This window comes from Ensifer sp. PDNC004 (genome assembly GCF_016919405.1).
In the GTDB taxonomy this organism is placed as follows: domain Bacteria; phylum Pseudomonadota; class Alphaproteobacteria; order Rhizobiales; family Rhizobiaceae; genus Ensifer.
Genome location: NZ_CP070353.1, coordinates 987756 through 1010323 on the forward strand (window position 1 = coordinate 987756; position 22568 = coordinate 1010323).

Annotated in this window: 28 protein-coding genes; 3 read left to right on the forward strand and 25 right to left on the reverse strand. The window is 60.5% G+C overall.

The genetic code is table 11. The annotated features are described in order from the left end of the window. Nucleotides 1-563: 563 nt before the first annotated feature. The 13 genes from JVX98_RS12735 to JVX98_RS12790 all read right to left on the reverse strand — a co-directional run bounded on the left by JVX98_RS12735 (nucleotide 564) and on the right by JVX98_RS12790 (nucleotide 13892). Nucleotides 564-1109, reverse strand: a complete 546-nt coding sequence (locus tag JVX98_RS12735; RefSeq protein WP_205238807.1) for a hypothetical protein — start codon at nucleotides 1107-1109, stop codon at nucleotides 564-566. Nucleotides 1110-1491: 382 nt separating this feature from the next. Beyond that, nucleotides 1492-1866, reverse strand: coding sequence for a DUF1515 family protein (locus JVX98_RS12740; protein ID WP_205238808.1), 375 nt, complete (start codon nucleotides 1864-1866; stop codon nucleotides 1492-1494). A gap of 3 nt (nucleotides 1867-1869) precedes the next feature. Further along, nucleotides 1870-2103 (reverse strand): hypothetical protein, encoded by a 234-nt coding sequence (locus JVX98_RS32315; RefSeq protein WP_246765045.1) that lies wholly within the window; start codon nucleotides 2101-2103, stop codon nucleotides 1870-1872. After that, on the reverse strand, nucleotides 1994-2230 hold the full coding sequence (locus JVX98_RS12745) for a hypothetical protein (protein WP_205238809.1): 237 nt from the start codon (nucleotides 2228-2230) through the stop codon (nucleotides 1994-1996). The genes JVX98_RS32315 and JVX98_RS12745 overlap by 110 nt, the downstream gene beginning before the upstream one ends. Nucleotide 2231: 1 nt before the next feature. Then, nucleotides 2232-3119 carry a chitinase gene (locus JVX98_RS12750; RefSeq protein ID WP_205238810.1) on the reverse strand — a complete coding sequence of 296 codons (888 nt, stop codon included), beginning with the start codon at nucleotides 3117-3119 and terminating at the stop codon, nucleotides 2232-2234. Nucleotides 3120-3690: 571 nt separating this feature from the next. Continuing rightward, a complete protein-coding gene (locus JVX98_RS12755; protein ID WP_205238811.1) occupies nucleotides 3691-3903 on the reverse strand; it encodes a hypothetical protein in 213 nt (70 codons plus the stop codon). Nucleotide 3904: 1 nt separating this feature from the next. Then, complete coding sequence (locus JVX98_RS12760; protein ID WP_205238812.1) at nucleotides 3905-4588, reverse strand: hypothetical protein; 684 nt, start codon at nucleotides 4586-4588, stop codon at nucleotides 3905-3907. A 10-nt stretch (nucleotides 4589-4598) separates the two neighbouring features. Then, nucleotides 4599-6128, reverse strand: coding sequence for a hypothetical protein (locus JVX98_RS12765; protein WP_205238813.1), 1530 nt, complete (start codon nucleotides 6126-6128; stop codon nucleotides 4599-4601). Continuing rightward, nucleotides 6128-10006, reverse strand: coding sequence for a phage tail protein (locus tag JVX98_RS12770; RefSeq protein WP_205238814.1), 3879 nt, complete (start codon nucleotides 10004-10006; stop codon nucleotides 6128-6130). The genes JVX98_RS12765 and JVX98_RS12770 overlap by 1 nt, the downstream gene beginning before the upstream one ends. Nucleotides 10007-10012: 6 nt before the next feature. Then, the gene (locus JVX98_RS12775; RefSeq protein WP_205238815.1) at nucleotides 10013-10432 is read right to left on the reverse strand and encodes a hypothetical protein; all 420 of its coding nucleotides are present in this window, start codon (nucleotides 10430-10432) and stop codon (nucleotides 10013-10015) included. Then, nucleotides 10429-11109 carry a hypothetical protein gene (locus JVX98_RS12780; RefSeq protein WP_205238816.1) on the reverse strand — a complete coding sequence of 227 codons (681 nt, stop codon included), beginning with the start codon at nucleotides 11107-11109 and terminating at the stop codon, nucleotides 10429-10431. Before JVX98_RS12780 ends, JVX98_RS12775 begins: the two co-directional genes overlap by 4 nt. Before the next feature lie 9 nt (nucleotides 11110-11118). After that, the gene (locus JVX98_RS12785; protein ID WP_205238817.1) at nucleotides 11119-11772 is read right to left on the reverse strand and encodes a hypothetical protein; all 654 of its coding nucleotides are present in this window, start codon (nucleotides 11770-11772) and stop codon (nucleotides 11119-11121) included. A 2-nt stretch (nucleotides 11773-11774) separates the two neighbouring features. Continuing rightward, entirely contained in the window at nucleotides 11775-13892 is a 2118-nt protein-coding gene (locus tag JVX98_RS12790) for a phage tail length tape measure family protein (RefSeq protein ID WP_205238818.1), read from the reverse strand. Between the two features lie 60 nt (nucleotides 13893-13952). On the opposite strand from JVX98_RS12790, the gene JVX98_RS12795 reads away from it, so the two are divergent. Further along, a complete protein-coding gene (locus tag JVX98_RS12795; RefSeq protein WP_205238819.1) occupies nucleotides 13953-14348 on the forward strand; it encodes a hypothetical protein in 396 nt (131 codons plus the stop codon). 43 nt (nucleotides 14349-14391) lie between these two features. On the opposite strand, the gene JVX98_RS12800 is transcribed toward JVX98_RS12795, so the two are convergent. The 3 genes from JVX98_RS12800 to JVX98_RS32670 are packed head-to-tail and all read right to left on the reverse strand — an operon-like array spanning nucleotide 14392 to nucleotide 15535. Then, on the reverse strand, nucleotides 14392-14598 hold the full coding sequence (locus tag JVX98_RS12800; RefSeq protein ID WP_205238820.1) for a hypothetical protein: 207 nt from the start codon (nucleotides 14596-14598) through the stop codon (nucleotides 14392-14394). Between the two features lie 10 nt (nucleotides 14599-14608). After that, entirely contained in the window at nucleotides 14609-15319 is a 711-nt protein-coding gene (locus JVX98_RS12805) for a phage regulatory protein/antirepressor Ant (RefSeq protein ID WP_205238821.1), read from the reverse strand. Nucleotides 15320-15370: 51 nt separating this feature from the next. Continuing rightward, a complete protein-coding gene (locus JVX98_RS32670) occupies nucleotides 15371-15535 on the reverse strand; it encodes an Arc family DNA-binding protein (RefSeq protein WP_205238822.1) in 165 nt (54 codons plus the stop codon). Between the two features lie 81 nt (nucleotides 15536-15616). Between JVX98_RS32670 and JVX98_RS12815 the strand changes: the two genes are divergently transcribed. Together JVX98_RS12815 and JVX98_RS12820 are read left to right on the forward strand one after the other, a co-directional pair. Beyond that, a complete protein-coding gene (locus JVX98_RS12815; RefSeq protein ID WP_205238823.1) occupies nucleotides 15617-15976 on the forward strand; it encodes a hypothetical protein in 360 nt (119 codons plus the stop codon). A 236-nt stretch (nucleotides 15977-16212) separates the two neighbouring features. Next, a complete protein-coding gene (locus JVX98_RS12820) occupies nucleotides 16213-17103 on the forward strand; it encodes a DUF4238 domain-containing protein (protein WP_205238824.1) in 891 nt (296 codons plus the stop codon). A gap of 36 nt (nucleotides 17104-17139) precedes the next feature. On the opposite strand, the gene JVX98_RS12825 is transcribed toward JVX98_RS12820, so the two are convergent. The 9 genes from JVX98_RS12825 to JVX98_RS12865 form a co-directional block, all read right to left on the reverse strand. Further along, a complete protein-coding gene (locus JVX98_RS12825) occupies nucleotides 17140-17376 on the reverse strand; it encodes a hypothetical protein (protein ID WP_205238825.1) in 237 nt (78 codons plus the stop codon). A gap of 107 nt (nucleotides 17377-17483) precedes the next feature. Next, nucleotides 17484-17873, reverse strand: coding sequence for a hypothetical protein (locus JVX98_RS12830; RefSeq protein ID WP_205238826.1), 390 nt, complete (start codon nucleotides 17871-17873; stop codon nucleotides 17484-17486). Between the two features lie 14 nt (nucleotides 17874-17887). Beyond that, entirely contained in the window at nucleotides 17888-18370 is a 483-nt protein-coding gene (locus JVX98_RS12835) for a hypothetical protein (RefSeq protein ID WP_205238827.1), read from the reverse strand. Between the two features lies 1 nt (nucleotide 18371). Continuing rightward, on the reverse strand, nucleotides 18372-18797 hold the full coding sequence (locus JVX98_RS12840) for a phage tail terminator-like protein (RefSeq protein WP_205238828.1): 426 nt from the start codon (nucleotides 18795-18797) through the stop codon (nucleotides 18372-18374). A 206-nt stretch (nucleotides 18798-19003) separates the two neighbouring features. Then, the gene (locus tag JVX98_RS12845; protein ID WP_205238829.1) at nucleotides 19004-19459 is read right to left on the reverse strand and encodes an HK97 gp10 family phage protein; all 456 of its coding nucleotides are present in this window, start codon (nucleotides 19457-19459) and stop codon (nucleotides 19004-19006) included. Beyond that, nucleotides 19459-20496, reverse strand: coding sequence for a phage minor head protein (locus tag JVX98_RS12850; RefSeq protein ID WP_205238830.1), 1038 nt, complete (start codon nucleotides 20494-20496; stop codon nucleotides 19459-19461). The genes JVX98_RS12845 and JVX98_RS12850 overlap by 1 nt, the downstream gene beginning before the upstream one ends. A 754-nt stretch (nucleotides 20497-21250) precedes the next feature. Next, on the reverse strand, nucleotides 21251-21607 hold the full coding sequence (locus tag JVX98_RS12855) for a hypothetical protein (RefSeq protein ID WP_205238831.1): 357 nt from the start codon (nucleotides 21605-21607) through the stop codon (nucleotides 21251-21253). Then, on the reverse strand, nucleotides 21607-22119 hold the full coding sequence (locus JVX98_RS12860) for a DnaT-like ssDNA-binding protein (protein WP_205238832.1): 513 nt from the start codon (nucleotides 22117-22119) through the stop codon (nucleotides 21607-21609). The genes JVX98_RS12855 and JVX98_RS12860 overlap by 1 nt, the downstream gene beginning before the upstream one ends. Continuing rightward, nucleotides 22119-22544, reverse strand: coding sequence for a hypothetical protein (locus tag JVX98_RS12865; protein ID WP_205238833.1), 426 nt, complete (start codon nucleotides 22542-22544; stop codon nucleotides 22119-22121). Before JVX98_RS12865 ends, JVX98_RS12860 begins: the two co-directional genes overlap by 1 nt. Between the last annotated feature and the right edge of the window lie 24 nt (nucleotides 22545-22568).

The following is a 22568-nucleotide window of genomic DNA, read 5'->3' on the forward strand; positions in this document are numbered from 1 at the left end:
GCGAAGGCAGGAACTCAATAACGCCGTCGGCGCTTCTCGCCTGTGGCAGCCCTGAGTCCCCCGATCAGCATAACGCCTTCACGATCCGCCCGGATCTGAAAGCAACGACAGTGCCCCAATGGCCTCGCTCTCCCCGGCGAGGCCATACTTTTTGGCGGGGACAGCTTTGCTCCTTTGAGGAAAAGCTTCTTTCCCGCCCACCCACAATCTGGCATTGTGCGCGGCCGAGAGGGGGAAGCTCATGTCCTACGATTGGGAACGCGCCAGGCGGCGACGGTACAGGAACGCGCGGCTCTGGCTTTTGATTGCCGTAGCAGCATGGCTGGTCGCTCTCGCTTCAGCGCAACGGCGGCAGGTATGGGCTGTCCCGCCGCGTCGAGCGTGGTCATGGTAACGTGGATGAAGCTCCCCACCCTGAAGCGACCCACAAACTCCGTGGCATCCCCGATGTACCGGAAACATCCGTCCATCGGGTGAGAGCCTCACCGCCTGAGATTTAACAGGTGATCGCTCCTCTTGGGCGGCAGCCGGAGCCACCGCCAGAAGAACGCAGACTGTGGCGACTACGGCTTGCACACGTTGGCCTTGAAGTCCGCAACCGCTGCATCAAGCGCCTGTTGGTGGGCCTTTTTGCTTTCCGCACTGTTGCCCTGAACGACAGGCCCGAAATGCGCCTCCCACGGCCCGCCTTGCGCGTATGTGCTGGCATCGGCGCACTTGTTCGGGGTTTCGATGCACTGAAGCTCCGCCCCCTCCAGCTTGGTAACGCCCATTCCCTTGGAGGGCACATATCTTTCGTATGTCACCTTTTGCAGGCCGGAGAGGTCAAACCGAATCTTGCCCCGTGGCAGAGGCATTTCAGCATTGGCAGGCTTCATATCCACTACATACCTGCAATCGTCCTCCTTGGTGACGCCCAGCGTCATCAGCGTGCCTTCATCGGCCCGGAATTCCATCGTCAGCGGCGTGTCGCTCGTTTTCACAACGTTGACCCCATCTGCGACATCTTTGTCGCGGACGCCGAAGACCATGAACATAACCTCCTCTTCCGGTGTTTGGGCGCTAGAGCTGCCCGAGCAGGCGGCGAGGAACATGGCGGTTGCTGCCATCGCGCTTATTCTTGCGATTTTCGATTTACTCTGCATGGAAACTCCGCCCCCGAACGCGATGGAAGGCGGATTCCTGCCGTTGGGGGCACGGCAAATCCGCCGCACGGCCCTTGCCATTGGCTAATTCTGCTTATCAAACATCACGAGTTTTGCAACTAGAACGTCAATTATTGGGACAAAGCCACCGCGTTTCGCCGGACACCTCTGGTCGATCGGGCGATACATAGAGGTCATTCCCCATCAAGCTCGCCACTAGGTCACGGAACCGTTCGGATAGGCAATGGTTAGTAAGGCCTCCGAAGGTTTTCCCATTTCCAACGGAGCGGCGAGAATTGGCCCCCAAAGCTCCAGGGGGGCCAATTCTCTGGGAGACTAAACGAGCCTATCCCTTCCCGATAATCACGAACACAATCCGCCTGATCGCCTCGGCGAAGCTCACGCCGAGCGCCATCGCGGCGATGCCGGTAACGCCCAGCGCGCCGATCCCCATCAGCTTCCATCGCTTCACGTCGTCGGTCACTGGCTTCATCTCTGAGACGTCCTCGCCGATCGTTGCAACCGATGCCTCGACGTGCCCGACACGATCGACAAGCTGATCCATGCGTTGATGCACGGCAGCCCGGCTCGTTGCCGCCCTATCCTCGGCTCGCACCGAGCCCTCCTCCAAGCGGCGGATCGATTCCTGCAAGCCTCGCATGCCCGCCACCAGTTCCCCAAGCTGGCGGTGAACCGCCGCATCAATTTCCGTTGGTGCCATCCCCTACCGCCCTTCCCCGTGTCGCTCGCATTCCGCCTTGGTCCAGATCGCCGCGGCGCAGATGCCGACGGCGGTCCGGTCTATTTTCCGCTGGTCGTCCGGCGTCGCCCCGCGCGCGCCGATCAGATCAGTGCCGACCACCCGCCTGAGACCGTCGACATTTGCCGGCGCCGTAGTCCCACACGCCGCCCCTATCGAGGCATAGGTCAAAATCACTGCGAGCATTGCTCGCTGCATCACCGCTCGCATTGTTCTGCCTTTCAATCTTGGTGACGACCGCCCGGGCGCCGTCCTTGCGGATCTCGGCAACCAGCCAGAGAAGACCGGCGAGCGCGAGCCCGCCGACGACGACGCGCGGCCACATGTCAGCGGGCCGGTGCGCGGTTCACCGACCAACGGCCGGTGACGAACATGAACGCTGCGATCGAGCCGATAACAATCAGCAGCGCAGCGATGCCGAAGGCATAGGGGTTGTTGACGCCGAGAACTGCCGAAAGGCCAGCGCCCCCGAAGAGCCCGCCGACGGTAGTCAAGGCCGTGCCGCTCTGACCGGCCGGCACGTCGTCGGCCTTCGCCGCTTCCGGCTTCACATCGGTCAGCTCTGCCGGCGTCCGCGACGCCTCGAGCGCGTCGAGGAAGTTGCGATAATAGCCGGCGATCAGCTTCGCCTTGTCGGTCCCATTGACGATCTTGCGGGCGCCAACCGGATCGTCGTCGACCTGGTTGAAATGGTCGGCGAGCTTCTGGCCGGTGAACATGCCACGGATCATGCCATCGAACAGAATGCGGATGGCGGTCGGCATCTCGGCCGCCTTCTCCGGCGCATCGGCAATGCCGAACTTCTCATAGTTTTCCTTGCCGGTGATCTGCGGCAGTCCGCGGCCGCGATGCCGCCAGCCGTCGTCAGGGGCCGTGTTGCCCATCCGGCCGCCATAGACCTTGTTCGCCAGCTTGCGCGGATTGCGGGCGAAGGGTTTGGCGCTGGCAATCGTCGGAAAGCGGGACGGCCAGACCTCGGTCAGGCGCTCGGCCGAGTAATTCAGGTTTTCGGTCACCGGCTGCATCGTTCCGCCGGTTTCGTGAAACACCGTCGCCAACATGTAGGCGAGATGCCGATTGTCGATCACCTTGCCGGTCGACTGGCGCCGATCCCACTCGTCGAGGATGGCGTTCATACCGTCAATCTGGCTCTGTTTCAGGCGGCCGCCAAAAGGCGCGCGCCTCGCATAGGCGAGGAACGTCGTTCTGTTCATCGGATTTACCTCTAGTTTTACCGTTGGATGACCGTCGCTCGACAACTTGTCGGCGATCTGGTTGTGTGGATGAGTCAGGCATCGGGAATGACGAAATGCACCCAGAAACGCTCGCTCTAATCGGTCGAATTCTCTTTGGAGCCGCGTTAATCCTGAACGCAGCTTGGGATCCAGCATCGAAACGTGTCTGCGACGACCCTTGGGGCCTAATCAGGTACCGGCGCTACTTCGGGACCAAATTGGGCAAATGGCATGCTGCGTTGATAGGAGCGCTCTGGCTGGCAGCCTTCTCGGTTGCCATCTGGGGGCTTGTCGTGGCGAAACAGTTGCAGAAGGCCGTCGAGGTTTAGGCTCAGACAAGAACTCGTCCTGCTCGCCGGTTTACCTCTTTGTTAGGAAAACAGGCCACCATTCCGGCGCGGCATGATGCCGGCTGGGGGAACATGATGGGCTATGATTGGAATGGCGCTCGCGGGCGCCGAATGAAGATTGCGCGATTTGGAACGGCCGTCGCACTGGCGGCCTTGCTGGTATCGGTCGCGGCCCAGGTGGTGACGCGAGCGATTTAAGCTTAGGCTTCGCCGGTCACGCCCGACACTGGCGATGCCGGCGCCACGCCGAAGCGTATACGCATGGCCGCGACGAACTCCGGCTCATGTTTCTCCAGAGCCGTCAGCGTCTCATTCAGCGCCGCCACTACAGTATCAAGGCTTGTCGCATGGCGCTCATTCTCTTCCAGGGCAAGAGCGAGCTGCTTCTTCAGGGATGCCGCGAGTGAGGTCATTTCAGGTTCCATAGTTCACGATGGTTGCGGCGACGATCGCCTCGGCTGTGGTTGCTTCCGCCACGGCCTTCTTCGCCCCGAGGCGCTTGGCCTCGATCCCGGCCGAGACGGCTTGCCATTGCTCAAAGGTCGCGATGATCTCGGCAGCCTTTGTCGCGACCGTGACGCCGTCGATCGCCGCCTCGGCGACGATATGCGGGATCTCGCTTTCGAGCGCCGGCGGGACGGCGACGGCTGCGCGTGCCTCGGCGAGCTTCTGCTGGTAGGCCATGACCTGGCCAGAGCCTGGCGTGATGAAGTTCTCCCGATACTTCTCCGCTTCCCGGTCGATGTTGCGGATGGCATCGGCGCGCAGCACGGCGAGATCCGGAGCGGGCAAGATCGGGTCCCAAGAGGCGAACAAGCTTACCAGCCCCGACGGCAAAGGCGGCCAGGCCGACACCGGACTATCGACATAGGTGTCTTCCTGCTTGCCGAGTTGCGCGACGATCGCGTCCCGATCGGCGGCCGGCAGCAGCGATGTCACCCGGCCGGCGACCTGAAACCAGTACTCGCGCTCGTTCATGATCTGCTGTCGGCCGAGCCACCAGGCGGTGGCCGCCATCGAGCGATGGATGGTCCCGGCCGCCATCGCTGCATGAAGCGCCTCCATCATCGGGTGGTAGCTGTTCTCAATGCTGTACATGCGGGTTTCCTTAGGGTTGGGGGATGCCGAAGATGTAGTAGCGGATGCCGATGGGGGCGTAGGCGCCTGAGGTGCGCCAGTTTCCGGGGCTGTCGCCACGATTATAGTAATCGCCGACATTGCCCCGGAAGGTATGGAACCGGACGTTGTTCTGCGTGAGCTCGCAATAGGTGCTTTCGCCGGCATGGTACTGGTTGCCGTTGTAGATGTACTTCAGCCGCTTCACGAACGGCAGGCGCCACATCGCGCTCCATGACATCGGGAGGTTGTTCTGTCCGATACTCGAACCATCGCCTGCGCCGTGTTGGGTCAGGTATTTCACCATCGGGAACATGCCGGTTCCGTCGAACGGGATATCCGTGATCACGTCGTTGCCGGCGCCGACAGCGAAATACCCCTCTTTCAGGATCTGCACCTGCGGCCAGCGGGTATCGATGATGATGTCGGGCCAGCTCGGAGGATCTGCGGAACCGGGGCGCAGCAACTGCACGACATCGCGCGTGCCGTCGTTGAACTGCCGGAACACCTTGTTCGAGCCTCCCGTCGGGGGGCTCGTATCCTCCAGATAGAGCATGAACCGTGCTCGCATCGCCTTGCTGGCGTCGAAGTAGATCTTGGTGCCGTCGAACCAGTACTCCGCGCCGAAATCGAGGACCTGCGGATTTGACGGATACATGATCGCCGCGCTGTCATAGAAATGAACATCGAGCGCGATGGTGTCAGGCAAGGGGATGCCGGTCTCGTAGAAGCTCACTCCGGCAGGGAGGGCAATATCACCGGCCGCCACCACCTTTACAGGAACTCGCGAGCTATCAAATGCAAGCTGCGCCGGCGTCGCCGTATCAACGTTGTAGCCCGGCTTGGCGACCTTCATGAACTGCGAGTTGATCTTGATGGTCTTGGTGCCGTTCGGCGCCAAGGCCGGGGCGTCATCCGGAGCGACATTGTTTCCCGGCAGGTTCCACACGTTCAGCCGCTTGTCCCGCGACCGGAACTTGTTGAACGCGTCGATACCGTCATTCGGCGTGACGATGATCGGCATCCCGTAGGCGAAGGTCCCCAGATTGTTGTTGAGAACCATGTTCTCTGCCCACCCGATCTGGGCATAGTTCCCGACGGCATAATACCCGCCCTGACCATGGTAGTATTCTCCGCTGTCAGTCCAGGCGACCATCTGCTGATTGTAGCGGTTGCTCCCGCCACCCTTTTTGGCTTTCACGTCGAACAGCGGGACGTTGTAGCGCAGCGTCGGGAACGCGCTGTTGCGAAAGCCCCAGAGGGTGCCGCTGGCTACGGTCACGGACATGTATGTGAACGTCGCGGAATTGCTTCCTGGCGGGTAGTAAGTGACGCCGCTGCCCGGCTGGAACGTGTTGACCACCCAGATGTCACACAAGCTCGCCTGAATGCCGAACTTGCTGTTGTAGAGGAACTTCCACCGCTCACTATCCGGAGTCGAATAGGGATTGTCGGCGTTGTTCTTCATGATCTTGATCGCACCGGAGCCGGTGTAGTCGTTGCCTATTCTGATCCGAGCCATCAGGTAAAAACCTCCATGCCGCCGTTGTTGAAATCCAGCAGGAGTTTGCCATTGACGCTCCGGGCGATGCCCGAAAAGTAGGCGTCACCGAAGTTGGCCGAGATTGCCGAGAGGCTGTTGACGTTGAGCTTGTTGGCGGTGATCGCGCCATCGACGATCATTTCGGCCGAGGACGCGCGGCGCAGCACCGGCTTGGACCAATGGACCGGGTTTCCATAGACGCCCCACGGCCGATCGGTGATCAGGAACATGCGCATCTTGCTCTTGCCGCTCGGCGCGGTCACGCGGCCGCTGAGCTTCACCCAGCCGGTGTTCGCCGGCACAGACGAAACCGTGGCGAATTGCGACGAACCGCCGGCCTCGTCCAGGAACTCAATCGACAGATAGGCCGGATAGGTCGACACCCAGTTCCAGCACCAGACTGAAGCGAAAAACACGTCGCCGGCCTGGCAGGGGTAGACCGCCGAGATCGCAACGTTGCGCTCGTCGCCATAGACGCGCCAGCCGCCATAGTCAGCACCCGCTTCGGAGGCGCTGTTGAAGATGCCTTTGTTCTGGCCATAGAGCGTCCAGCCGTCCGTTACACCCGTCGTGAAGTCGTTGACGATAATGTTCGAGAAATCCGTCAGCACGAGCTGTTTGGCGGTGATCGAGTTGGCTGCGATGTGATTGGCGCCGACGCTGCCGGCGGCAATCTTCTCGCCGGTGATCGCGGCCGCCATGATCTTGTCGCCGGTGATCGCGCCGAAGGCGATCTTGTCGGCGGTAACCGAGGCCGCATTCAGCTTCTCTGTCGTGATCGCCCCTGCAGCAACCTTGTCGGCAATCACCGCACCGGTGGCGAGGTAATCGGGACCGATGAAGGTGAAGCCGCCCGGCTCCCAGTCGGAATAGGCGATCTGGTTGGGGCCGGCCTCGCCGAAGTACGGTCGCACGACGAAGACATAGCTGTTGGCATTGCCCGCGACCGTCGGCTGCTTGCGGATGTAGAGTTCGGCAACGACGGCATTGGCCGGCGCGGTCGCCATCAGCCCGAGCTGGTAATAACCCGAGAGTGCTGTCCCGCCGAACGAGCCGCTATAGGCCGATGAGACGCTCTCGGAGATGAAGTTGCCAGCGGCGTCGAACCACGAAATGCCGATGTAGGCGGGGCAGCGGTGCGCCGCGACGAAGATGAACGCTTCGTAGCGCTTACCGGCGATGACAGACAAGGTTCTCCCGGTCGCCACCTGCAGCACGCTTGGATCGGCGTCTGCGTCGTTCTGGCCGAGCACCATAGTGCGCGGCTGCGTCGCCAGCGCCCACGGATCTCCGGCGAGATTGAAGGTGAACGCCCGGTTGGCGATGCCGTTCTGGTTCCACGTCAACCAGCCCTGCCAGGCACCATAGAATTCGGTGTTGCGCAGCAGGTTCTTGCCCTTGCCGACTGCCATCTTGTCGGCGGTGATCGCCGCCGCCTGAATCTCGGTCGCGCCGATCGCCGCCGCCGCGACCTTGCCGGCGACGACAGAGAAGGCCGCCAGCTCCGAAGCCGTGATCGCGTTCGCCGCAATCTTCGGCGAGGTAACGGCATCGTCGGCGATCTGCGTTCCCGTGATCTGCCCGACGACATCGCCGGCGGACGTCGCGGACGTCCAGTTGCCGCCCGTGAAACGGTAAAGCTTGCCGTTGAAGAACGCCTGCCGACCCTCAAAGTTGCCGGTCGTCGGCAGCGCGCCAGAGATGATCTCGACCGGCGTGATGCCGGCGGCAAACTTCGTCAGCCCGATCGCCTGCTCGGCTATCTTGCCGGCCGAGATCGCACCGTTCGCGACCAGCTCCTCGGTGATGGCTCCAACGGCGATCTTCGCCGACGACACCGCCCGCTCGGCGATTTTGAGGCTCGTCACGGCCTCGTTCATGATCTTCTCGGCCGTCACAGCGGCGTCGGCGATCTTCTGGGCAATGATCGAGTTGTCGAGGATATCGACGGCGGTGATCAGAGCGTTCGGCGTCGTGACGGTTTTCCAGTCCGACCATTCGGTTGGCCGATTTGAGTACGGCACGAACCTGCCGCGCACCTCATACTGCGTGTTCGGAAGGAATGTTCCCGGTAAAACCCACGCATAGGGTGGCGCATACGAAATAGCATCGCTCTGGTAGACCACTTCCTGCGACGTTTTAAGGCGAACCTCGACCAGCACGTTCTTCACGTCATCCTGATCCGGTGCGCAACTTACCTTGATAGATGGCCGGCGCGCGTTTTCGTAGGGCTCTACCGCCCAGCCAGTCATCACTTGCGGCGGCGGCACGATCGGTCCGGTCGGGCCGACCGAGACCGGCAGCTCCCTGTCCGACGACCAGCTGTAATCGGCCGGGTCCAGTTCACGAAACGCCACCACCTGGTTGACGCCGGGCAGATCATCCATGTCGCCAAGCAGAAACAGCTTGCCGTCATAGCCATTGCGGGCCGAGGTCCAGGCGATCGCGTCGAGCGGTTCCAGCAACCACGCTTCGGGTGGCAGGGTTCCGGTATGGGAGATGAAGCGGCGCTCTTCCTCGATCGCCGCATACATCAGCCGCTGCACCTGCGTGCCATAGGGCACCATCGGATAGCTGAGATCCGCGATCAGCCGCTGGTCGTCGTCGGCCGCCTCGTAGGCTGCGCTGTAGCGCGGCGGCGCATCCTTCATCGCCCAATCTTCAGCAGGCTCGGGATAGCTGGCATGCGCGCCGTTGTAGGTCTGCTCATGTGCCGGAAACGGGTCCTGCTGCTGCTCGCTCGTGATGACGATATCGTCGTCGGAGAACGAGTAGACGGGCAGCCCTGGCATTCCGCAGATGGTCTTGTAGATGCCGCCAAGCTCAGCGGTGCGACCATTGCAGCTCTTGTCGAGCTCTTTGATCGCCTCGATCGGCTGATAGTTAAGCGCGATCTCGGCGCCGCAACGGAACTGCTTTTCCGTGCCGCCGGCCGCGACAGCCACCTGCCGGTCGCACTCGTTCATCGCCGCCATCCAGTTGGATGCCGGCAGCTGAAACGCCGCAAGGCTCTGCCCTCCATAGAACCACTCGCCATTATAGGAGAGACCGCGCAGCAGGTTGTATTGCGCAACCTTGGTGTTGTCGCTCCACTCATAGGTCGAGTAGTCGCCCCAGCGATGCGGACCGGAGCCGCCGGCCGTCGTATCCTTGCGGATGTCATAGAACTTGATGCCCTGAAGCACGAACTTGCAGCGCGGCGGACTGGTCAGCACCTCGCGATTGACGCGTGCGGTCACGATCGCATAGGCGACACCCCGGCCGATCATGTCAGCGAGCCACGGCCGGCTCGCATCAGCGCCGAAGGTGCTCGACAAGTAAGGGTCAACCGTCGTCTGCGTGCCGTCGCGGAACCGCACCCACAGATGATCCGTGCCGTTCTGACGATACTGGAGCACCGGATAACCCGCGTCGATCGGCACGGCATTCCAGTCAATCGTGCACTTTTCGCCATTGATCCAGACGGCGCTCGACATGCCGGAAATCGGGAGATCGGAGAGCGAGACGACCTGCACCAGGTAGGCATTCGGCGTCTTGCCAGCCTTCCCGTAGGAGTTCACGTACTCAAGCTGGCCGGCGGTCGCATACGTGCCGATGATGAACGACATCGGGTTGTCGCCCCCGACGGTCATCGAGCCTTTTACGCCTGCCGGGCGCTGATCTTCCCTTTTCCCGCGCGCGCGCGCCAGCAGCGACGTGCCGACCTTGAGCGCGACGCCGAGCAACAGCTGCCCGATCGTCCCGATCTTCGCGACGGCGCTGATGATGCCGACGATCGCCGAAACCGGATCGGCATAAGCATGGGAGGTCGTCGCCAGCAGGAACCAGCCCGCCAGCAGCAGCACGGAAAGACGCATGGAGGATCAGACCCGGAAGAGACGAGAAGCAGTGAGGAGGTCGACAGTGCCGAGGCCGGCGCTATCCGGTTGCGTGACGAAGATGCGAGAGCCCTGCACCAGGCCGAGCGACCAGGCGCCGTCTCCGAGGTCGAGTGCCGCGATATCGCCGATCTGACCGAAGGCCGGGCCTTCCATCATCTCGGGCAGGATCGAGGCAGCAAACTCGGCGTGGTTGTCGAAGCCGAGACGGCGCAGTTTCTTGAGCCCGCCGGCAAGCGTCGAATACTTGCCGCGCAGCTTGGCGGCAGGGTCGTTGCCCGTCATGGCCTCGACAGCGCCGGCAGCAAACAGCGCGCAGTCATGCCGGCCATATTCGAACGGCAGCGAGCGCACGCGTGAGAGATAGGCGACAAGTCGCGGATACCAGTCGTCAAAGCGCGTCATTGGCCGCCCCTGAATTGCTCTTGATTGGAGGGTGATGGCTTCGGAGGCGTGATCGTGCCCTTGTGCTCGCCCCACCAGAATTCCCACTGCCCGGCGACGCCGCTGTATCGACGGAAACGATCACCGCCACGGCGCTTCTGGCTTTCGTCCGAACGCTTCGCCGGATTGGTCCGCGTCAGCACGCGGGCATGCGATACGACCTCGACAGCGACACCGCCCTCACCGCCCTTGGCCGGCGTCTTGATCGGCGCTTTGTTGATGAAGCCGAAATGCTGGATGACCGGCGGCGCGATCAACTGATGGCTTTCGCGGTCGAGAAAACCACGATGGATCTCGATCGGCGCCAACCGCGTGTTGTAGCCCCGGAACGCTTGCTGCACGGCGGCGCTCACCTGGCTAAGGGCGATCTGCACCGTGCGAATAGCGATTTCCGGAGAGCGCTTGATCTGGCCGACACTCAAGATTGAGCCCCAAGCGTGATAGGTGCGCGTGACTGGCAGACCGGTCTCACCCGACATGACCGTCACGTCGACGGTATCTTCGCCATTCCAGAAACCGATGGATTCCAGCGCGCCGGTTGTCCGGTTCTTCGCCGTGATCCAGACGAAGCTACGCGGGATCACACCTTGGCGCGCCTGCACATAGGCAGACGTTGCGCCGTCTACTGCTCTGACCATGTCGTTTCCTTAGAGGGTCTGTTGCGCCTGGAAGCGCATGCCCGTCGTGAAGACGTTTTCGCCGGTCCCGGGATCGAGCGAGCCGGGAATGATCTTCATCTTGGAGGCAGGCTTGATCAGGGTGATTGCCTGCCCAACCGCCGCGCCGGGCTTCAGGTGCGGACGAACCTCGAAGGTGTTCGTGGTGCCGCCACTATTTGCGATCGCCAATTCCGCGACCCGATGAAGCGCCCGGCGCACCGGGTTGCTGCCGTAGTCGTGGTGGAAGAGATCGCCGACCGAGAGTTTGTAGCCCGGCGGCAATCCCGAAACGGTCAGCGATTTCCGGTTGGCGCCGATCGAGGCAATCACCGGATTGGAAGCGCCGAGGATCACGCCGGCGGGATCGAACCGCGGATACTGCTTGCGAGGGTCAAACAGATAGAAGGTCCCGATCGAGCCATCCATGCTCTCGATCAGCGCCTGCACCTCGGCCGCGTCGGCATGGCGCAAGTCCATGATCGTGACGTCCGCCTTCCAGATCTTCGGCCCGAGATCAGCCGCCAGAAACTCGCCGGAGCCGAGCCCGGAGTATTCCTCCTGCCCATCCAACCAGAACTTGACCGATGACAGCCGCAGCTTGTCGGCAAAGTCTGCGATTGGCCGAGGAAAAACGAGCGCCATGATCAGCCCACCGCATAAGGATCGTTGTTGATTTCGCTGACGCGACCGGGCAGCACGAGGCGCGAAAAATCGTCGAACCCAGTTTGCATCTGCTGTTCGGTCGCTAGCCGCATGCGCTCCATCAGCTCTTTGTCGCCGTTGCCGGAAACAGAGATCTTGCTGTGAAACTCAAAGCGGGTCGTCTGGTTCTGGTTCGCCGGTGCGCGCATCGGCGTCACGCCCGAAAGCCGGTGGTTCGGAATGACCTGCTCCCCACCTCTGAAGCGAACGAGCTCCGGGCCCTTCTCTCCAACCCAGGCAACACCCGGGCGGGCGGAAGGCGTTCCAGCCGCGTAGCCGCGCAGACCGGCCCACGGGTCAGCCGCCGACGATCCCCCGAAAAGACCACCAAGCAGGCCGAGCAGACCGCCCCCGCCCTTGCCTGCGTTGCCGACGGTGAACACGGCATCTATGACATCGGTCAGCAGCTTGTCGGCAATCCGGTCTAGCACACCGAGCGCTGCATCTCCGAACGACGCCCAAACCGACTTCCCACGCTCAATACCGGCAAAGAAATCATCGAAGAAGCCCTGCGTCAGATGCTTTCCGAAATCCATCGCCTCGCCCATCAGGCGGGTCTCTTCCTCGATCGACGCCATGGTCTGAGCGAGCGCCGAAAGCTCGCTCTTCTGAGCATCGGTGAGCGAGATTCCGCGCTGCTGCGCCTCGTTCAGGAACTGCGTTTCGTATCGAAGCGCCGCCGCCGCTTCCGCCGTCAGCCCGAGGGCGTCCCGCTCCGCCTCAAGCGCGGCGATCTGGCGTTCGGCCCCTGCGACGATGTCGGCGTATTTCTCCTGCTCGCTCTTGCCGCCGGCGCGCTTCTTCGACTTTTCGTCGACGTCGGTCAGGCCCTTGGCAAGGTCCTTGATTTTTCCGGCTGCCGTTGAGGCGTACTCGCCAATAGCCTCGATGCCCTTACCCACGTAGTCGGTGCCTTGGGCGGACTTGTAGGCGTCTTGGGCTGCTTTCAGCGCTGCCCCTGCTGCGCCAGGGTTGGGGTTCTCAGGATGACCAAACTCGACAGGTGGAATAATCAACTTGTTGTAGGTTTCTGGACTGAGTGGCTGCCCAATCGACGCAGTCCAAAGTGCGTAACGGTTGATCAAATTGTTGAGCCCATCGACAGCTTTCTGCACCATGCTCTCGATGCCATCGATCACCTTTTTGGCGGTCGAATAGACGAAGTCCGAGATTGCCGCCGGTAGATTGGCCCAAACGGCCTTGATCGCTTCATAGCCGCCAACAAACGCGCCGATGACCGCGTTCACGCCGTTCTTCGCGTCCGCCACGATATCTCTGCCGAATATCTGCGTAAGCTCATCGCGGAATATGTTCGCGGCCGCTACCGCCGCTGCTATTCCTGCGACAAATGCCACGACAGGATTTGCCAGCGCGAAGGCACCGGCGACGATACCGAGTTGGACAACCAAACGACCAAGGAGCGCTATCAAGGACACGATCCCACCAATGATCGCCGGCGCATAAATCAGCGTCAGCGCCGCGGCCGCAGCTACGGCGTAGGGAGCGATTGGCTCAAGGACGTCGGCGAGAGCGTTCAATACAGACTGAGCAAGCTTTGACCAGTTCACAAACTGCAGTAGCGTGGCGACGAGGGCAATGATGCCGATGGTGACCAGGCCGACAGGGGAAATGACAGACAGAAACGCCTGGCCGAGCCCTTTCACAGGATTTTCCATCGTCGACAGTACTGCGGCTAGCTGTGTGCCTTGTTGCAGCGCAATTTGCATTGGTGCCATACCCATCTGAGCGGAGACTGCGATGTCTTGGAACTGCGCGGCGATATTTGCCAGGTTGCCACGACCGGCGGCGCCGCCATTCTGGTTCGCGGCGCGGTTCATCATCTCGATTTGCTTCGATGCTGAGGCCGCAGCAGCCCCCTCCGCCGCGTAAGCCTTTGCAGCAGCGCTCGCAGCGCCGGTAGCTCCTCGGTTGGCACCCGTCAGGCCGTTCGCCGCAGCTTCTGCGCGGGCAGCAGCTCCCGTCAGTTGATTGAGTGCCTGCGTCCCCTTCTCGACAGAGCCGCTTTCAACCTTCAATCCAAGCGTCGCGACATCTGCCATAGCTTTTCCTTTTCAACGAACGTGCGCTATCGTCCGGCCGATTCAATCGGAGGATGATTCATGCGCTCTATTGCGAGTTTGGCTTTTTGTGTCGCTTTGACCGGCGGTCAGGCATTCGCAGCCTGCAATTCCGATCTTCTTTCGATCGCAGAATGGTCCGCGCGGAGCCTGGACGATCAAACCATTGAAGTAGCGATCACGGTTAGATCACAAGCGGAGAAGCCAATCCGGATGGTCGCCGCCGAATTTGGTTTCAAGGACGCTCTTGGTGGCCACGTCGCTGCCGACTCCTTCGACCGAGACCTCACGATTCCTGCGAAAGGGACGGTCACCACCATCAAGAACTGGCCGATGACGTTTGAACGGCTCTTAAAATTGAAGCACGATGAGGTCGCTGTTTCTGCTTGCGTCTACGGCGTGGTCTACGAAGACGGCACCAAGGAAGAGTTCAAGTAGAAGGCGGCCCGAAAGCCGCCGTCAGGAATGCATGCGCCGGCTGTCACGCGATTTCCGGTCTCGGAGCCGCCCTGCCACGCTCCGAACGTCGGCAGATCACGACAAGTGCATCGTCATGATCAACCTGGATGCGCCAACTTCCGCCATGTATACGCTTCATGGCTTCGGCGAGGTATTCAGCGGCGGCGTTGATTTCGGCCATCGCTCCACTGGCAGAGACGGCGGCTTTGATGAGGGAAGCGTGAATCATTGGCCTCACCTCAATGAAGTGGCTGCTCAAGGAGCTCGGCCAATTTGACCAAGCCCTTCGCCGTCACGAGAACACGCGTTGCCACCCTCTCGTGCCCGAGGTTGTCCAAGTAAAGATGGTCGTCGTGGTCAAGGAATAGAGCTTTCCGCTTGTCATCATACGCCAGCCAGTTCTTGCTACCGGATCGTTTAAAGATCCATTTTCGCGATGACATGAACTGGAATAGGAAGTCTCGTTTTACGCCGAGAGTTTTTGAAGCGTCGCTGATGCACATCGATCCTTTGGCTCCTTCGAGCCGGTTCAACGTCTTTGATCGACCTTCCAACTCCGTAACTTGTTGCTGCAAGTGACCGATGACGCCGAGGACGACTGCCGGGTTCGAGTAATCAAGGGGCCGGGCAGCGTTCTTATCTTCAAGCTCCATCCAGCGATCGATGATGCGAGCGCGGAGTTCGACTGAATAGCCGGAGACGAGAACGAGTGTTTCTCGCTTGGGGAGCCTCACCTCCTCGTAAACTTGACCATTCTGGGGGTGCGTCCAGTTTTGGACATACCCCCCTTCGTCTGCACCGAGGTCCGCCAGCATCTTCTTGATGTCGCGACGAACGTGCTTGTGCTCCTTGCCAGTAATCTCCGCGATCTCCCGGCTGGACATCGTGAGCGGCGCTCCGGCTCCATGGATTGCCAATGAAGGCACGGCTCTGCTATCATGCATCTGCATGTTAAATCTCCTGTCAGAGGTTTGATAATGTTTCGGAAAGGCGAAGCGGGTTTACGAGGCCGTTGCTTCGCCTTTTTCGTTTTCTTGGCACTCACGTATCAAACGAATAATTTCATCGTTCAATGACGTAAAATTCTCCCTTGCCTTCTGAGCGAGCCAATCACGCATAGACACGGGCAGACGTAATGTGAGACTCGACCTTTTAATCTTTTCCATGTACTCCTTCTTTCTGACGTCTAATTGACGTCACCAACCTATCAGACGTCAAAATGACGTCAAGCACCAAAATGACGTCAAATGGAAAAAGAATCAGAAATCATCCGGACCAGCCTGCGGCTTCCCAAGTCGCTATATGATCGGCTTGACCGAGCAGCCACGGAGCGCGGTATGACCATGCATGCCGAAATTCTCGCGCGACTGGAAACAACTTTCGACCACGATGTTCTCCTGCCAGTGGCTGACCAAGCCCTCGATAGCCTTGAGGATTCGATCCGCGAGAGCCGCGAGATGCTCCAAATGCAACGTGACTTGGTCGAAGAACTGAAAGGTTTGCGGTCCATCGTCCAGTACATTGCTACCAACGAAGACCAGCCCGACCCCGAACTAAAGGCTGCTCTACGCGCGGTCATTAAAGACGCTCGCGAAAACAAGCCCTAACCTCCTACGTGCTGAACACCCGCGCATGCTGTCAGGACTAGCGGTTGTCTGGCAACATGCCGACGTCCGACGCGAGATCCGACGAGTGGGGAACGCGTACCGAATGAAAACAAGAGCTTCAGGGGATTCCCGCTGACTATAAATCAGCGGCGGTTCGAATGATTTCAGCAGTTTATCAACGTCTGAGCACCAGACAGATTATCCACAGGGATATTTGATATGAGCGAAAAAACTAGATGAACACGCCCAAGCGCCACCACTTCGTGCCGCAGCTGTTGCAAGAGAACTTCGTCGATGAGCGTGGCAAGTTTTGGGTGTATGACTGTCGAAATTCGAAGAAGGCACCGTTCCAATCCACACCGATCAACACACTAGTTCAGGGCCAACTCTATTCATTGGTTAATTGTGACGGCTCCACGGACGCATCGCTGGAGGCAGAACTCAGCAGGCTTGAGAGCGAAACCAAGCCGATTATCGCGAAAATAGTTGCGTCAACGCGTGCCGACGAAATGCCGGGATTGACGAGCCAGGAGCGTCGAACGTGGGATCGCTTCTTCCTGCAGCAATGGCAGCGCGTGCCAGATCAGTTCGAACGACTACGTTCCCCTGCCCACCACCGTGAGGAGACTTCACGTCACTTGGACTTTTATAGTTCGGTGGCGCGCGCGGTAACGGAAGATGAACGAAGAATGTTTCTCGACCCCGCTCAATTGGAGAGGTCGAGGCAGAATCTGAGGGTCACATCTCTAAGGGAAGAAGCAGAAGACCAGAACATACTGGCTGTAATGGCGACGCGTGGTCTCGCATTCGCGAAGGTGCCACCTCACTCATCACTGATATTGTCGAGCAACCCGGTGATGAAACTAACTGGAGAAGGAGTGACGCATTTAAGAGACGACCGAGTAAAAGTGTGGCTACCGATTGCTTTTGATGTCTTGGTTGGAATGGGCTGTCGTGGTGTCGCGGAAATTGGGGGCTTCGCTTCCGAGGAGTATGTCACTTTTCTAAACACAACCCAAGCGCGCCAAAGCTCGCAAATTGTTAGCGGTACACGAACGCTCGTAGAGACGTTTGCGCCCATCGTTGGAAGCAAACTCCTAGATGCAGAGCCGCTGTTTGAGACTTGATACCGTTGGGTTGGCATGTGACTTTCAAGCGTCGCTTCAATTCACTGTTTCGCGCTCGCGGATGCGGTCAAGCTCCTTTGTAATCTCCGCGCAGAATCTTGCATCGATCACTCTCAGAATACGCACCTCTTCACGCGTAATTTCGTTCCCAGTGAGCGCGCACCAGGCCATGAGTTCAAGGTTCGAGATGGGTACCGGCCCCGAGAGCCCCGGCGGCTGTGACTGCCTGAGTTCCCAGAACCAATCCCAGATGAAGGCGCCGTAATCCGGCACCTCCGCTTCCGGGCTTTCCGTCTCGAACGCCTCGTTGCGCTCGCGCCTTGTCTCACCCTCCTTGTCGCGGACGCTGTCATAGCGAGCGACGACAGCGACCGCCTCGGCTAGGGCTTCGCCGAGCTCTTCGTAAAATTTGCTCGGTCCTCCGATGCCGCCGCGATCTGATCGTAGATCCAGCCGGCTTCCTCGAGGACCTCGCGCACCTGCTCGAAGGTGCATTCGGGTTTGGCGCCCTTCCAGTCGTGGTCACCCCAGTCCCAGGAGGCGACCGACGCTGCGGCCTTGTCGAGGTATTCGGCTTCCACCTTGCTCGAGGTGAGCTTTTTCTTACGGCTGGCGAGGAACTTGTCGCTGTGCTGACGAACGACCCGCTTCACTGCGTCACTCTCGGCCGAGCGGATCATGAAGCGGATGCCGATGAGCTCTTCGGTATCCGGGCCGGTGAGCTTCAGTTCGAACAGGTCTTCGGAATTGACGAGCTTGGAAATGTCCATGTTTTCACCTCAGGTTACGGAATTGCAGTCGGATTGACGCGGATCGGCAGTTGGTTGAGGCCGATCGTGAAGCGCTCGAGTTCGAAGTCGTCGGAGCCACCACCCGGGTAGAGGGGCCCGGAAACAACACCGCGGCTGTAGAAGATCGTGTTCGTCTTGCCGGCGCCGCCGTCGTTGCGCTCGATCTTGATCGCCATGTTGTCGAGATTGAGCGGGTCGCCAAAGGTGCGAAGGATGATCTGCCCTGCGTCATCGACGGATGCGACCTCAATCTGCGGGTCGCCCGCGTTCGCCGTGCCCTTCTGCTTCTGCGTCACCGGCTCGTCGAGCGTGTTGTAGCTGTTCATCGTACTGTCAGCGCCGAAATCGCCGACGTTGCCAACCTTACCGACCTGCACCCAGGTCAGCGCCACATATGCGGACTGGATGAGATCGGTATTCTGGGCGAGCGCGCAAACATAGACTTTGCTGCCCTTCTTCGTTGCCTTGTTTGCCATGTCAGTTCTCCGGTTCGAAGGCGTGGTAGGGAATGGTGACCGGGATCTGCACCCGTTCACTCTCTTGGAGCGGACCCGCCGCCCACGGTTCACTGCTGATTGTGATTCTCACGCCAGAGGCGAAGAGTGTTTGGTTCTTGAAGTGGTCGATGATCTGGTCGACGACTTCGAGCGCACCGACGATGCCCTGCCCGACGGGCCACACGACCGAGATTTGCAACAGCCCGCGCTTCTGCTGTGGATCGTCGCCCATCGTCACCTGGCGCGTCTGGTTGGGCATGAAGGCAAGGCGCAGGTACTTCGGGGGCAACGGCTGCCCGGCGGCCGGAAATACGACATTCGGCCCGGCGATCGGCAGCACCTGAGGTATGGTGCGCAACCGATCGGTCAGCGCCGTGAAGATGATTGCGTCGGTACCGGTCGCCATGTATCGATTGCCTATGTCCGAAAAGCCGCCTCTCAGCGACGATGAAGTGTACGAGCGCATTCATGCGGCGCTGCTGGCATTGGGCCGAGACCCCGGCGCAACTGTGCGAGGCGACACCTCTCTCAAGGCCGCCCGAAAAGCTTTGACAATGCTTCAGCTTGGCTTGCTGGCGGCGATGGAAAAGAACATCGACACCAATGCTGCGATCAAAGGCCCAGACGAGCCTTCAGCTCGGCAGCCTTTCGATCCACGATAATCGGCCAGTTCTGGGCAGCGAGACGCACAAAGCCGTCTGCTGGCTGGCCGTTCGACCCATATTCCCGGTGGCCGGCGTAAGCTGCGGTGTAGCCGAAATAGAGCGTGTCCCCGATGTCGGCTCCGGCGATCACCGCCTCGACCTGGTCGAAGCTCGTCGCATAGGAGTTAGGCCCAGATCCAGGCGCAGGGTTCTTGCCAGGGATGATCGACGGCATCGCGGCGGTTGAAGCGAGGAGCGATGCCCGGAGAAAACCAGTATCGACCCGCATCCGCCCGCCCTGCCCGACCGGCGTCTGCATCTCCTCGACGACCTCTTGCACGCTTTCCTTGAAGACTGCTTCAACCGCGCCCTCGACCTTGTCGGCCCATTGAGCGACCGCAGCGCTGAACGAGAGCGTGGCCATTAGACCGGTTCGGCTCGGAAACGTCGCGCCACGGCGCCGATGTAATCAATCTTGTATTCGAGCCGGCAGCGGCAGCCCGAAATCTCGCTGATCGGCGCGCGCGGGTCGCCCGGGTAGCGGAGGATCGCGCCGGACGGGCTCTGGAAAACCTCGTCGACGCCGACCGTCTGACCGTTCAGGACGCGATGCGTGTGACGCACACGCTTGTCGGCAGCATCACGCCAAGTCTTGGTGACATCCTGCGCCGCCACCTTCCCACCTTCGATCTGCTGGCGGATCGCTTCGTCGCGGGCCGCGCCGAGCGCCATCATAGTCTCGGTGCGCGCCAGCATCTCGCCGCGGAGAAGCAGGTTCTTGTCGCGCAGCCGGCCGATGATCTTGCTTAAGGCGTCGCCGGTGATCGGCTTACCCTCTCGCATGGCTGGCGCGATGGTGCGGTCGAAGCGCTTGTCGCGGGTCTTGAGCTCGAAATACTGCTTCATCAACTCCGGGTCGCCAGAGGCGAGGTTGGCGTGCGCCCGCTCAATGAACGCGATCTGGCGGCTAGTGAGGCCAATGACGCCACCCTCGCGCTGCTTCGTCACCCGGTTGACGCGGCCGACGACGTCGAGCGCCGTCGAGCGCGGGTTTGCGCCTCTGGCAAGTCCGGCTTCCAGCGCCTGGCGGATGCCCTGCCGCTGGTCGTCGGTGATGTGGGTGACCATGGTCGACGACAACTCACGCAGGATCGCCTCGGCGGCCGGGTTGCGAACGCCGAAGCGCCAGATGACGCGGTTTCCCTGCGGGTCGGTCACCTTCGGCAGTTCGGCGACGGCATTCGTGCCGCCGGCATTGAAGGCCTCTTGTAACGCGATTTCCAAGGCGGAGAACGCTTCCGGCTCGATCTGCATCGCCTCGACGGCTCCGTTGATGTCGCCGCGCTCCAAGCGCTCGATGACGCGGGCCAGGACGATAGACGAGCGGATCTCGTTGATTGCTTCTCGGAAGGCCGCGGCGAGCTTGGGCTCGAACGAGGCGAGCAATTCGTCAAAGGACATGCAAGCGGTTCCATATAAAAAGGGCCTGCAAATAGCAGACCCTACTTCCTGTTTTGTTTTCTCGGATCAGCCGAACCAAACCCTGCTAATCCGCCCGCTATCGAGCACAATGTTCACACGCTGCGGGGAATAGTCGAGGTTAATCGGGTCACCCTCATTGTAGACGCGGCAATGGCGTCCAATGAGTTCGCTAATTTGCGTTGGCGACGCTCCGACCTGTGTCAGTGCTGCCACCACGTTTGTGAAAGCTCTAGACGCCGCATCGGCAGAGCCCGTCGCTAACGCGACCCATGGCCACGGGACGAAACGATCACCGGACCACTCGCCGTCTTTTGTGGGCCAAGGGAAAATTGGCCCGTCTCCGTCTCCTTTAAGCGGCCATGGCGTTATAGGGTCGTCGGGATCGAGCATGATCCTAGTATCTGGGTGCACTTCAAAGCCTGAGGGCCCTGCCACGCCGGAGAACAGAAGATGAAGCCCTTCCGGCGTTATTTTGTAGGCGTTCAAGTTGCCAGTGGGGCGCCCACACATAGTGGGAACCGGCCCTTTCGGCGGCCACTTTGCTTCATCTAGGATGTTCCGAGCCCCGATCAACTTCACCAAATGCTCTCGCATTTCCGCGAGCGTCTCTTTGGCTGGTTGGCACTGAATGGTGCCGTCTGCCTTGTATACCCAAATCTCAGTCATTGACCCCTCCTTAACAAGCAGTTGCATATCAATTCAATCACAACCACATGAAAAAGCGAGTCCTAATTTACACCACCCTTCCTTGGACGATGAACACGACGTTGGTCACGCCGTCGAACTTGTTCGGGTCTCCCGCCACGATGGCGTAGTCAGTACCGTTGGCGGAGACGACGTCGCCGACGGTCGGCTCGATCGAGAGACCGACGGCACTGATGTAGATTTGGACGTCTCCCGCCAAAATCACCGTGCCGTTGACATACTTTGCCTCGTAGGCCATCGGGACGAGCGTGGCCGGGTATGACGTAACGACAGGGTCGCCGCCTAAGACCGGGTCCGGTGGTGCTACCCGCTTCACGGCGCCGGCCTGGCCGAACTCGGTGATGAGCTCCCGGGCCATCTCCTGCATTTCGCTGTAGAACGACATCAGAAACGATCCAGCGTGAATGTGCCGCCCTTGCTGGTGTCTGGCGTGAGGAGGCAGCGAAGCGCGTCCTCAACCGCCGTCAGCACCGGGCGCAGGCTTTCAATGGTGATCGGCACGCCCTCTTCCGGGCTGAAGAACTCGCGCTCGAGGTTCCCGACCTTCTGGCGCTTGACCGACTTGCCGAGCGTGAGTGTCGGCGTGGAGGCGCCGGGAGTCAGCAACTCGGCGAGAGCCAGCGCATAAGCTGCCGTCTCGACCTCGGGCGGCGTTTCGTTTTCCGGGACAGGTTCTTTGGCGCAGTGATCGACGGCGCCAACACGCGGCCATGCACGAACCTGTGCCCGGGTCGCCTTCTTACCGGGGAAGCGTGGGCCATAGATGCCGTCCAATGCTTCGGACGCCCGGAGGAGCGCGGCCTCGCGCTGCGGGTCGGTCACCGTGCCAGCAGACCACGCCGCGTTGCCACGTGCCTCATGATAGGCCAGCGCGCCCGCCAAGGTGCCGTAGAACATCACTTGTCCCGCTCTTCGCGAGCCAACTCGCGCAGCGCTGAAAGATCCTCAATGCCGTCGTGGGGATCGAACTCGACTTGCATAGCTTCCAGGTCGGCGGCAATCTCGCGGCGCGTCAGGCCATTGGCTGCCTTTTCTTCCGAAATAGCTTCGGCGAGCTTCGCATTCACCGTTTCGAGGTCCCAGCCGTTGAACGGACGCTTGCCGAATACTTCGAGGTATCGGGTGCGAGCAGTGTTGAGGTCGTCGCCATCAGCCGGCTTGGAACCGCGGTCCTTCCTGCCTTCGCCCTCGTCGACTGCCGTCTCTCGCCGATCCGGATCGAACCGGGCGTCAATGATCTTAAAGCCGGAGGCGAGCAGTTCGCGCTTGCGCTCCATCGAGACGGGATGCGGCTCATAAATGACTTCACGTTGTTTCGTCATGTCTCTGTTCCTCAACGGAGAATG

Coding starts and splice junctions, on each gene's coding strand:
- JVX98_RS12745 (WP_205238809.1), bottom strand. CDS start 2,230: ATGTGGCCGCGCGTCGTCGTCGGCGGGCTCGCGCTCGCCGGTCTTCTC.
- JVX98_RS12755 (WP_205238811.1), bottom strand. CDS start 3,903: ATGACCTCACTCGCGGCATCCCTGAAGAAGCAGCTCGCTCTTGCCCTG.
- JVX98_RS12800 (WP_205238820.1), bottom strand. CDS start 14,598: ATGATTCACGCTTCCCTCATCAAAGCCGCCGTCTCTGCCAGTGGAGCG.
- JVX98_RS12775 (WP_205238815.1), bottom strand. CDS start 10,432: ATGACGCGCTTTGACGACTGGTATCCGCGACTTGTCGCCTATCTCTCA.
- JVX98_RS12850 (WP_205238830.1), bottom strand. CDS start 20,496: ATGTCCTTTGACGAATTGCTCGCCTCGTTCGAGCCCAAGCTCGCCGCG.
- JVX98_RS12860 (WP_205238832.1), bottom strand. CDS start 22,119: ATGTTCTACGGCACCTTGGCGGGCGCGCTGGCCTATCATGAGGCACGT.
- JVX98_RS12835 (WP_205238827.1), bottom strand. CDS start 18,370: ATGGCAAACAAGGCAACGAAGAAGGGCAGCAAAGTCTATGTTTGCGCG.
- JVX98_RS32315 (WP_246765045.1), bottom strand. CDS start 2,103: ATGCAGCGAGCAATGCTCGCAGTGATTTTGACCTATGCCTCGATAGGG.
- JVX98_RS12865 (WP_205238833.1), bottom strand. CDS start 22,544: ATGACGAAACAACGTGAAGTCATTTATGAGCCGCATCCCGTCTCGATG.
- JVX98_RS32670 (WP_205238822.1), bottom strand. CDS start 15,535: ATGGAAAAGATTAAAAGGTCGAGTCTCACATTACGTCTGCCCGTGTCT.
- JVX98_RS12830 (WP_205238826.1), bottom strand. CDS start 17,873: ATGGACATTTCCAAGCTCGTCAATTCCGAAGACCTGTTCGAACTGAAG.
- JVX98_RS12820 (WP_205238824.1), top strand. CDS start 16,213: ATGAACACGCCCAAGCGCCACCACTTCGTGCCGCAGCTGTTGCAAGAG.
- JVX98_RS12845 (WP_205238829.1), bottom strand. CDS start 19,459: ATGGCCACGCTCTCGTTCAGCGCTGCGGTCGCTCAATGGGCCGACAAG.
- JVX98_RS12770 (WP_205238814.1), bottom strand. CDS start 10,006: ATGCGTCTTTCCGTGCTGCTGCTGGCGGGCTGGTTCCTGCTGGCGACG.
- JVX98_RS12740 (WP_205238808.1), bottom strand. CDS start 1,866: ATGGCACCAACGGAAATTGATGCGGCGGTTCACCGCCAGCTTGGGGAA.
- JVX98_RS12795 (WP_205238819.1), top strand. CDS start 13,953: ATGCGCTCTATTGCGAGTTTGGCTTTTTGTGTCGCTTTGACCGGCGGT.
- JVX98_RS12840 (WP_205238828.1), bottom strand. CDS start 18,797: ATGGCGACCGGTACCGACGCAATCATCTTCACGGCGCTGACCGATCGG.
- JVX98_RS12780 (WP_205238816.1), bottom strand. CDS start 11,109: ATGGTCAGAGCAGTAGACGGCGCAACGTCTGCCTATGTGCAGGCGCGC.
- JVX98_RS12785 (WP_205238817.1), bottom strand. CDS start 11,772: ATGGCGCTCGTTTTTCCTCGGCCAATCGCAGACTTTGCCGACAAGCTG.
- JVX98_RS12790 (WP_205238818.1), bottom strand. CDS start 13,892: ATGGCAGATGTCGCGACGCTTGGATTGAAGGTTGAAAGCGGCTCTGTC.
- JVX98_RS12760 (WP_205238812.1), bottom strand. CDS start 4,588: ATGTACAGCATTGAGAACAGCTACCACCCGATGATGGAGGCGCTTCAT.
- JVX98_RS12815 (WP_205238823.1), top strand. CDS start 15,617: ATGGAAAAAGAATCAGAAATCATCCGGACCAGCCTGCGGCTTCCCAAG.
- JVX98_RS12765 (WP_205238813.1), bottom strand. CDS start 6,128: ATGGCTCGGATCAGAATAGGCAACGACTACACCGGCTCCGGTGCGATC.
- JVX98_RS12750 (WP_205238810.1), bottom strand. CDS start 3,119: ATGAACAGAACGACGTTCCTCGCCTATGCGAGGCGCGCGCCTTTTGGC.
- JVX98_RS12735 (WP_205238807.1), bottom strand. CDS start 1,109: ATGGCAGCAACCGCCATGTTCCTCGCCGCCTGCTCGGGCAGCTCTAGC.
- JVX98_RS12855 (WP_205238831.1), bottom strand. CDS start 21,607: ATGTCGTTCTACAGCGAAATGCAGGAGATGGCCCGGGAGCTCATCACC.
- JVX98_RS12805 (WP_205238821.1), bottom strand. CDS start 15,319: ATGCAGATGCATGATAGCAGAGCCGTGCCTTCATTGGCAATCCATGGA.